The organism is Protofrankia sp. CiT1 (genome assembly GCF_917627335.1).
Classification (GTDB): domain Bacteria; phylum Actinomycetota; class Actinomycetes; order Frankiales; family Frankiaceae; genus Protofrankia.
Genome location: NZ_CAKJTP010000154.1, coordinates 1 through 9,367, shown reverse-complemented (window position 1 = coordinate 9,367; position 9,367 = coordinate 1). Strand labels below are relative to the sequence as shown.

Annotated in this window: 7 protein-coding genes; 2 read left to right on the top strand and 5 right to left on the bottom strand. The window is 67.7% G+C overall.

Translation table 11 applies throughout. The features are described from left to right. Window position 1: 1 nt before the first annotated feature. From MJ785_RS18155 to MJ785_RS18145, 3 genes are all read right to left on the bottom strand, one after another. Complete coding sequence (locus MJ785_RS18155; RefSeq protein ID WP_239330237.1) at window positions 2–1,183, bottom strand: RNA polymerase sigma factor; 1,182 nt, start codon at window positions 1,181–1,183, stop codon at window positions 2–4. A gap of 40 nt (window positions 1,184–1,223) precedes the next feature. After that, entirely contained in the window at window positions 1,224–3,113 is a 1,890-nt protein-coding gene (gene dnaG, locus MJ785_RS18150; RefSeq protein ID WP_239308372.1) for a DNA primase, read from the bottom strand. A 253-nt stretch (window positions 3,114–3,366) separates the two neighbouring features. Beyond that, entirely contained in the window at window positions 3,367–4,617 is a 1,251-nt protein-coding gene (locus MJ785_RS18145; RefSeq protein ID WP_239308371.1) for a deoxyguanosinetriphosphate triphosphohydrolase, read from the bottom strand. A gap of 95 nt (window positions 4,618–4,712) precedes the next feature. Between MJ785_RS18145 and MJ785_RS18140 the strand changes: the two genes are divergently transcribed. Beyond that, entirely contained in the window at window positions 4,713–4,868 is a 156-nt protein-coding gene (locus MJ785_RS18140; protein WP_239308370.1) for a hypothetical protein, read from the top strand. A gap of 46 nt (window positions 4,869–4,914) precedes the next feature. Further along, window positions 4,915–5,454, top strand: coding sequence for a PH domain-containing protein (locus MJ785_RS18135; RefSeq protein ID WP_308127769.1), 540 nt, complete (start codon window positions 4,915–4,917; stop codon window positions 5,452–5,454). Between the two features lie 119 nt (window positions 5,455–5,573). On the opposite strand, the gene MJ785_RS18130 is transcribed toward MJ785_RS18135, so the two are convergent. Both MJ785_RS18130 and MJ785_RS18125 read right to left on the bottom strand, forming a co-directional pair. Then, a complete protein-coding gene (locus tag MJ785_RS18130; RefSeq protein WP_239308368.1) occupies window positions 5,574–7,448 on the bottom strand; it encodes a transketolase in 1,875 nt (624 codons plus the stop codon). Window positions 7,449–8,063: 615 nt separating this feature from the next. Then, the coding region (locus MJ785_RS18125; RefSeq protein WP_305039921.1) for a putative PEP-binding protein at window positions 8,064–9,367 on the bottom strand (1,304 nt) is incomplete at its 5' end.

Genomic DNA, 9,367 nt, shown 5'->3' with positions numbered 1-9,367 from the left:
GCTACTCCAGGTAGTCGCGGAGTTTCTGGGAGCGGGACGGGTGGCGGAGCTTGGACAGTGTCTTCGACTCGATCTGCCGGATCCGTTCGCGGGTGACCCCGAACTCCCGGCCGACCTCCTCCAGCGTGCGCGGATGCCCGTCGGTCAGCCCGAAGCGCAGCTGAATGACCTTCTTCTCCCGGTCGGAGAGGGTGTGCAGGACCGAGTCAAGCTGCTCCTGCAACAGGATGAAGCTGGCCGCGTCCACCGGCACGACCGCGTCGCAGTCCTCGATGAAGTCACCGAGGTGGGAGTCCTCCTCCTCACCGATCGGAGTCTCCAGCGACACCGGCTCCTGGGAGACCTTGAGGATCTCACGCACCTTGTCGGGTGTGAGGTCCATCTCCTTGGCGATCTCCTCGGGGCTCGGCTCGCGCCCGAGGTCCTGCAGCAGCTGCCGCTGGATGCGGATCAGCTTGTTGATCGTCTCGACCATGTGCACCGGGATGCGGATGGTGCGGGCCTGGTCTGCGATAGCGCGGGTGATCGCCTGGCGAATCCACCAGGTGGCGTAGGTGGAGAACTTGTAGCCCTTGGTGTAGTCGAACTTCTCCACAGCGCGGATCAGACCGAGGTTGCCCTCCTGGATGAGATCCAGGAACAGCATGCCACGACCCACATAGCGCTTGGCGATCGACACGACAAGACGCAGGTTCGCCTCTACAAGCTTACGCTTGGCAACCTGGCCATCACGTTCAATCGCCTCAAGATCGCGACGCATCTGCGGAGAGGTCTTGCGGGTGGCTGCCGCGATCTTCTCGGAGGCAAACAGACCAGCCTCGATACGCTTGGCGAGGTCGACCTCCTCCTCCGCGGTCAGCAGCGGAACCTTGCCGATCTCCTTGAGATACATGCGGACCGGATCGGAGGTCGGCGCCTTGAGCGCCAGTTCCTCCTCCTCACGGCGACGCCGGGCGAGCAGGTCGGCCTCGTCGGCGTCCTCTCCACCCGCCTCGAGGATCTCGATGCCCTCGTCGTTGAGGACCTGCAGAACGGCGTCGGTCTGCTCCGGCGGCAGCTCGGCCGCCTGCAATGCGACCGTGACGTCCTCAGTGGTGAGGAAACCGATCTCCTTGCCCCTGGTGATGAGGTCCTTGACCTCGTCCACCTGGGCCTCGCGCGGTAGGACGGCTGGACTGCTCATGGGCGGAATCTCGTCACTTCCTTCTCGGGATCGACCCAGGTTACGCGGCACCCAGGCCCCGTTCCCGGAGTTGGCGCTTGTGCTGTTCCAAGGCGATCAGCTCACCATATGCGTGCTTGAACGTCTCGGCGTCGGTCACGGGGTTGAGCCGCTGCACACGCGACTTCAGCTCCGTGATACGACGGGTCACATGCAACTCCTGTATACGTGACAGCTGCTCATCGACGTACCTGTCGTCGACATCGCGGTCGCAGAACACGGCTTCGACGGCAAGCCCGGTGACCAACCGCCGGAGCTCGTCCTCCCCGGCCGCCGTGGCCACCAGGGAAACCCAGCCCGCGACATCACCAGCCGCTGACAGCCCAGCGTATACACCACCGGCCGTCATCATGGCCGTACGGACAGCGCGATGCGCGGGAACCGTGAACAACTCGGCCGGCAACGTGTCGAAGGCGGGGCCGGCCAGGCCGGGATACTGGAGCGCGACCTTGAGCACCTCCCGTTCGACCGCCACGACCGCGTCATCCGCGGTGGCGTCGCGTGGGCGCAACAGCGCCGGGCGGGCGGAGCCGGCACGGGACGCGGCACCCCCGTTGACACGTGCGGAGTGCTCAGCGACCCGCCGCACCACGAACTCCTCGTCCAGAAAACCAAGCCAGTTGTCAAGGTTAACCGCATAACGGTGCCGCAGGCCCCGGTCTTTCAGCCTGTTAATCAGTGGTGCGGACGCGTCCAGCGCCGCCAGCCGCCCTTCGGTCGTGTCGAGGTTGAACTCGGCCAGCTTCCCGCGGATCGCGAACTCCACCAGCGGGAGACGGCCGGCAACAAGATCACGAACAGCCCCGTCGCCCCGCGCCATCCGCAGATCGCACGGGTCCAGCCCGGACGGTTCGACCGCCACAAAGGTCTGGGTGACGAACCGCTCCTCGAACTCGAAGGCACGGATGGCGGCCTTGCGGCCGGCCTCGTCACCGTCGAACGTGAACACGACCTCACCGCGGTGTTCGCTCTGGTCCATCAGCAGCCGCCGCAACACCGTCACGTGCTCACTGCCGAACGCGGTGCCGCAGGAGGCGACCGCGGTCGGCACGCCGGCGAGATGACAGGCCATCACGTCGGTGTAACCCTCGACGACCACAACCTGATACCGCCGCGCGATCTCACGCCGGGCGAGGTCCGCGCCATAGAGCAGGCTGGCCTTCTTGAACAGCGGGCTCTCAGGGGTGTTGAGGTACTTGGGCCCGGGATCGTCGGCGGCGAGCCGACGGGCGCCGAAGCCGACGACGTCTCCCGCGAGATCACGGATCGGCCACACCAGCCTTCGGTGAAACCTGTCGATCAGTCTCCCGCGGCTGCTCTGTTTCGCCAGGCCGCCGAGGACGAGCTCCGCGGCGGTGAAGTGCCGGCCCATGAGGTGACGGGTCAGGGTGTCCCAGCCCGCTGGCGCATAGCCGACGCCGAACCGCGACGCCGCTTCCTGATCGAAGCCCCGCGCCGCGAGAAACTCCCAGCCTTCACGGGCCTCAGTCGATGCCAGCCGCTCGGTGTAGAACTCCGCCGCCGCCCGGTGTGCGTCAAGGAGCCGCTGGCGCTGGCTGGTGACCACGCGGCTGGTCACCCCACCGCCTTCATAGCTGAGAGTAACCCCAGCACGGCGGGCCAGGCGTTCCACCGCCTCCGGGAACGACAGGGCATCGATCGCCCGGACAAACGCGATCACATCGCCGCCGACGCCACACCCGAAACAGTGATAGGCACCGACCTGTGGACGAACATTGAACGACGGGGTCTTCTCATCGTGAAACGGGCACAGGCCGCGCAGCTGACCACTAGCGACGGGACGCAGCTGCACATAGTCACCGATGATGTCCGCAATCGGTGAGCGGTCACGCACGGCAGCGACGTCTGCGTCGCGGATGCGTCCGGCCACACGTCCCTCCCTGCATCCCGGGCGGGGTACCGGCGTCACACCGGGGCCGCCGCCCCTCAGCTGATGCCACCGGCTTGCCACCGCCCCCGCGGGTCCGCCCTTTCCCCCGTGATGATACTTGTCAGCGCGCCAGAGTGCCGATCTTCCAAGCACGCGGTGCGCAAACAGCAACGGTCATCTCCGCCGGGTACGGCAACGCGGGCCAGGAGCCGCGTCACGGGGCCGGCCGTCACCAGGGCGGCACCACCTGCTGTCACAGGGTCACCGGCCAGGAACGGCCAGTCAGCTGAGCGTGCCGCCGGACGGCGCTCGCGTCCGTCAGACGGGCCACCTGGTCGACGACGACCCGCAGGCGGGCGGCGTCATCGGCGGCGGCGGACCAGGCCGGGCGCAGCAGCGGGTCGAGTGCCTCCGGCGCCCGCACGACGAGCAGCGCGAGCAGCTCCGCGATGACCTCGCGCTGCCGCCGCTGCCGGTCATGCGCGTCGCGGCGGTCCATGACGAAGCGCGCGGTCACCCCTTTGAGCAGGCAGCACTCGGCGACCGTCGTGGCGGGCAGGATCAGGTCCGCGTGGTAGCGGCGGAGCGCACGCTCGCCGTGCAGCCGGCGGGTGGCCGCGACCGCGGCGACGCACAGCCGCGCGATCAGCTCGCTGGTCATCGTCCGCACCGCGCGCAGCGCCGCCGGCGTGCTCACCGGGCCCGCGACCCACCAGGGCTGCCGCCGCAGGCGCTCCAAGGCCTCGTCAAGCGCGGCCTCGGGCGCCGCGGGATAGCGGGCCGCGGTCGAGGCCACGAGATCGGCCCGCTGCCCGGGATCCGCCAGCCGGCCCAGGTCGATCAGACCGGCGACGACACCGTCCTCCAGATCGTGCGCGCTGTACGCAACGTCATCGGCCCAGTCCATGAGCTGCGCCTCCATGCATCGCCGGCCAGCTGGCGCGCCGTCGCGGACCCAGTTGAAAATCGCCATGTCGTCGGCGTAGACACCGAACTTGGGCGTATCGCCCCGCTTCGGCCACGGGTATTTCAGGGCCGCGTCGAGGGTGGCGCGGGTGAGGTTGAGCCCGGCTTCGCGCCCGTGCACATCCACGATCTTGACCTCGAGACGGGTGAGCTCACGCAGGCTCTGGGCGTTGCCCTCGAAACCCCCACAGGCACGGGCAGCGGCGTCAAGCGCGGCCTCGCCGTTGTGACCGAACGGAGGATGCCCGATGTCATGCGCGAGGCAGGCGGCGTCGACCAGGTCCGGATCCGCGCCGAGGGAACGGGCCAGTCCCCGGCCGACCTGCGCGGTCTCCAGCGAATGGGTGAGCCGGGTACGCGGGAAGTCGTCGTCGAGCGGGCCGACGACCTGTGTCTTGCCGGCCAGCCGGCGCAGTGCGCTGGAGTGCAGGACACGCGCGCGGTCCCGCTCGAACCAGGTTCGATCGTCGGGTGTACTCTTCTGACGCTCCTCGCCCCAACGGACCACGTCGGACGCTTCGTACCACTCACCGGCCACGGCGCCGAGCGTATAGGCACGATTTCCACACGTCCGGGGTGCGAAGCGGCGATACTTTGTGGTCAGCCGTCCCAACTTCGGCCCGGAGGCCCGCCGTGGACAAGATCGTCAGATACGGTCTCATCGCGTTTGTCATCTTTTTCGTTGTCACCGCCCCTGAAAGTGCGGCGAGCATCATCAATCGAGCTATCGACGGCCTACAATCTGCTGGACACGGCTTGTCCAACTTCGTGACCGACACAGTTCTGTGACACGGCGCGAACTGCCGGTGCAATCCAGGAGACGGTGGCGGCGACCTTGGTGAGAATCAGGATTCCCGACCCCACTGCCAGGGACGACAAGTACCTCGCCACCCGTGAGCGGCTGGTCATGATGGTCCGCATGCACTGGGCCATCATGCTGCCCATCTTCTTGCAGACGCTGGGCTCCATCGTGCTCGCGGTCCTGCTCACGGTCCTGCTCGACGGGCTGAAAGTCGGCGGGGGCATCGCCTCACTCCCCTGGTGGTTCGCCCTCTTCATGATCTTGCGCATGTTGTGGCGGGTCGCCGACTGGCATGTCGACCACCTGATGATCACTGACAAACGCCTCATGAAGGTCTCGGGCATCTTTTTCCGCAAGGTGCAGACCATGCCGCTGGAAAAAGTGACAGATCTCACCTACAACCGAGACCCAATGGGTCGGCTTCTCGGGTATGGCGAGTTCATCGTTGAATCGGCCGGGCAGGACCAGGCCCTGTCAAAAATCCAGTTTCTGCCCCGGCCGGACCGGCTCTACCTGACGATGTGCGACATGATGTTCGGTGGAGCGCCGGCTCCCAGCAGCTCCGACGACTGACCAGGCAGTACAGGAAGAACGAGGCTCCCCCGCTACCTGGATACCGGTAGCGGGGGAGCCTCGTGGTGCTCCAACGCGCCGCGGTGCCGTCGGGAAGACCCAGCGCTGTGGAGTGGAGATCAGCGCAGCAGCGCGCGGGCCGCCGCCGCGATGTGGCTCGCCGAGATTCCCGCCGCGTCCAGCAGCTCGGTCGGTGTGCCCGACCCCGGTAGTTCGCGAACAGCCAGATGGCGCAGACGCACCGGCACATCGGCCGCGGCGAGCGTCTCCAGCACCGCGCTGCCGAGGCCGCCCTCGGGGTAGTGATCCTCGACCACCACGAACCGGCCGTCGGTCGCCCGCGCGGCGGCCACCAGAGCAGCCTCGTCCACCGGCTTGACCGAGTAGAGGTCGATCACCCGTGCTGGGACGCCCTCGCCCGCGAGCATGTCCGCGGCCTCCAGGCAATGGTGCAGGGTGACTCCCGCGCCGATCAGGGTGACGGCATCCGCGTCCGACTGGCGCTGGATCTTCGAACCTCCGACGGTGAAGGACTCGCCCGCCCCGTAGAGCACCGGATAGGCGCCACGAGTCGTACGCAGGTAGCTGACTCCGTCCACATCCGCCATGATCTCAACGAGCTTGGCGGCGCTGGTCGCGTCACTCGGGTACAGCACGGTCGAACCGTGCACCGCCCGCATCATCGCGAGGTCCTCCAGCGCCATCTGCGACGGACCGTCCGCACCGATCTCCACACCCGCGTGCGATCCCGCCAGCCGGATGTTCGCCTGCGAGATCGCGGCCATCCGGATGAAGTCATAGGCGCGCGAGAAGAACGCGGCGAACGTGGAAGCGAATGGAATGTAACCACGTACCGACAGCCCCACCGCCGTGGCGACAAGTTGCTGCTCAGCGATGAACATCTCGAAGAACCGGTCCGGGTGGACCTTGGCGAAGTCCTCGGCATGGGTGGAGTTGCTGACCTCGGCGTCCAGGGCGACCACCGCTGGCCGCGCGCCGAGCGCGGCGAGCGCCTCGCCGTATGCCTTCCGGGGGGCGACCTTCGCGCCGAGAGGGTAGACCGGCAGCTCAACAGCGACCGGCGCGGGTTGCGCCGGCCGCCGGATGGACGCCGACGGCACCGGCCCCCGCACGCGCAGGTTGCGTTCGCCACCGAGTGCGGCGATCGCGCGCTCGGCCATATCGGGCGGCAGGGCCTTGCCGTGCCATCCGTCGGCATCGACGATCTCCGAAAAACCCTCCCCCTTGCGAGTGCGGGCGAACACGACCACCGGCCGGTCGGATTCGGCGGCCTCGGTCAGGACCTTGTCAATCGCGGCGATGTCATGCCCGTCGACGGTGAGCGCCTGGCAGCCGAACGCCTCAGCCCGGCGGGCGTAGGCATCAAGATCCCAGCCGAGCTCGGTCGAACCGCGCTGGCCGAGACGGTTGACATCCACGACCGCTGTCAGATTCGACAGCTGGTAGTAGGCCGCCTTGTCCAAGGCCTCCCAGATCGAGCCCTCAGCCATCTCGCTGTCGCCGCACAGCACCCACACCCGATAGGGAAGCCGGTCAAGAAGCCGGCCGGCGAGTGCCACCCCGACCGCGTCCGGCAGGCCCTGCCCGAGCGAGCCGGTTGCCACGTCAACCCATGGCAGGATCGGCGTCGGGTGGCCCTGCAGGCGGTGACCGAAACGGCGGTATCCGGTCATCAGCTCGTGATCAGAGACCACGCCGACAGCCTTGAACATCGCGTACAGCAGCGGGGATGCGTGCCCTTTGGAGAAGATCAGGTGATCGTTGGCCGGATCGTCCGGCTTGTCCCAGTCATACCGCAGGTGCCGGCCGAGCAGAACCGCCATCACATCCGCGGCTGACATCGACGATGTCGGGTGGCCCGAACCGGCGGATGTCGACGATCGGACCGAGTCGACCCGCAGCTGCTGAGCCAGTTCCCGGATCTGATCAAAATCGGTCGGGTCAATCACGACCTCGGATACGGGAGTTACCACGCCAGCCTCCTAATACGCCTGCGTATCTGTGTATGGGTAGCTGCCGTGCACAGCAGTCCGGCACACCTGACTACATATCCGTGGCTGACCACATGTCATGACTACCTGTCGCGGGCGAGAGTAATCAAGGACAGGCCCGGCTGGCCAGGTCGCAGTCACGATCTGTCGCAGTCACGATGTGTCGTACGTGAGTCCCCGCCACCCCGGCTGGTCGGCTGTTCCTCGACAGCCAGGGCCCTACCCCAGGTCCCACCGCCCCGAACGGTATCAGCGACAGAAGTTCACGACGGTGACGAACAGGCACTCTGCGCGGGACGTTCGCGGGACGGGGAGTACCTTCGTCCCGGCTGGGCTACGCCTGGTAAGAGCGCCCGGCAACAGGCGTGTGGATCAAGAAGCAAGGCTGGTGCGTGGGCAACGCACAGCGACGCGGGCAGTCACCGGAGGTGCTGGATGGCGACCGGCAAGCCGGGGTACCCATCCATCGCGCGGCGATGGATGGGAGCGATGACGCGAGCCGCGTGCCCCCCAGCCCCGCGACGCCGCGTCCCCTGTTGCCGGTCGCCGGTCGCCGGTCGCCGGTCGCCGGTCGCTCTAAGATCCTGTGGACACGCCCTACCTGGCTTCCGTCTGTTCGGCACGGTCGAGGATGGCGGCCCGGCCGGCTTCCAGCCGAGCGATCGGCACCCGGAATGGCGAACACGAAACGTAGTCAAGACCGACCTGATGGAAGAAGTGCACCGAGTCGGGGTCTCCGCCATGCTCGCCACAGACGCCCAGCTTGATCTTCGGCTGGGCTGCGCGCCCCGCCTCGACCGCGATACGCACAAGCTGGCCGACTCCATCACGGTCCAGCGACTCGAACGGGGAGACGCCGAAGATCCCCAGGTCGAGGTAGCGGGAGAAGAAGGAGGACTCCACGTCGTCCCGGGAGAAGCCCCAGCCCATCTGGGTGAGATCGTTCGTGCCGAACGAGAAGAACTGGGCAGCCTCGGCGATCTGGCCCGCGGTCAGCGCGGCCCTCGGCACTTCGATCATCGTTCCGATCAATGCGGGAACGTCGACCCCGGTCTCGGCCGCAACCGTCCGCAGTACCTGTTCGGCCTGCTCACGGACGACCTCCAGCTCCTGGACCGTGGCCACCAGCGGCACCATGATCTCTGGGCGTGGATCTCCGCCAGCCTGGCGGCAGCGCACGGCCGCCTCGGCGATCGCTCGCACCTGCAAGGCGAACAGGCCCGGGATCAGCAGCCCCAGCCGCACCCCGCGCAGGCCCAGCATCGGATTCTGTTCGTGCAGCCGGCGGACCGCGGCCAGCAGCGAGGCATCACCGTCCGTCACTGGCTGGCCGGTAGCGGCGGCAACGCCCAGCCGTACTGAAAGCTCGGTGAGATCCGGGAGGAACTCGTGCAGTGGGGGGTCGATCAGGCGGACCGTGACGGGCAGCCCGTCCATCGCCGTGAAGATCGCGACGAAATCGTCCCGCTGGAGCGGGAGGAGCTCGAGCAGGGCGGCCTGTCTGGCCTCGTCGTCATCGGCGAGGATGAGCCGCTCGACCAGCTGCCTGCGCTCGCCCAGGAACATGTGTTCCGTTCGGCACAGCCCGATGCCTGCCGCGCCGAACCGGCGGGCCCGGTCGGCGTCGTCAGCGGTGTCGGCGTTGGCGCGCACGCCGAGCCGGCGGGCTTCGTCGGCATGGGTGATGATCCGGTGCACGGCGTCGACCAGCGGGTCGCTCCCGTCCGCCAGCAACGTCCCTTCGAAGTACTGGACGACCGGCGAGGGCACCACCGGCACCTCGCCGAGGTAGACGGCGCCGGAAGACCCGTCAATCGAGATCACGTCCCCCTCGCCGATGACGACGCCGCCCGGCGCGACCGCCCGGCGGGCCCGGGTGTCGACATCGATCTCCTCTGCCC

Coding starts and splice junctions, on each gene's coding strand:
- MJ785_RS18155 (WP_239330237.1), bottom strand. CDS start 1,183: ATGAGCAGTCCAGCCGTCCTACCGCGCGAGGCCCAGGTGGACGAGGTC.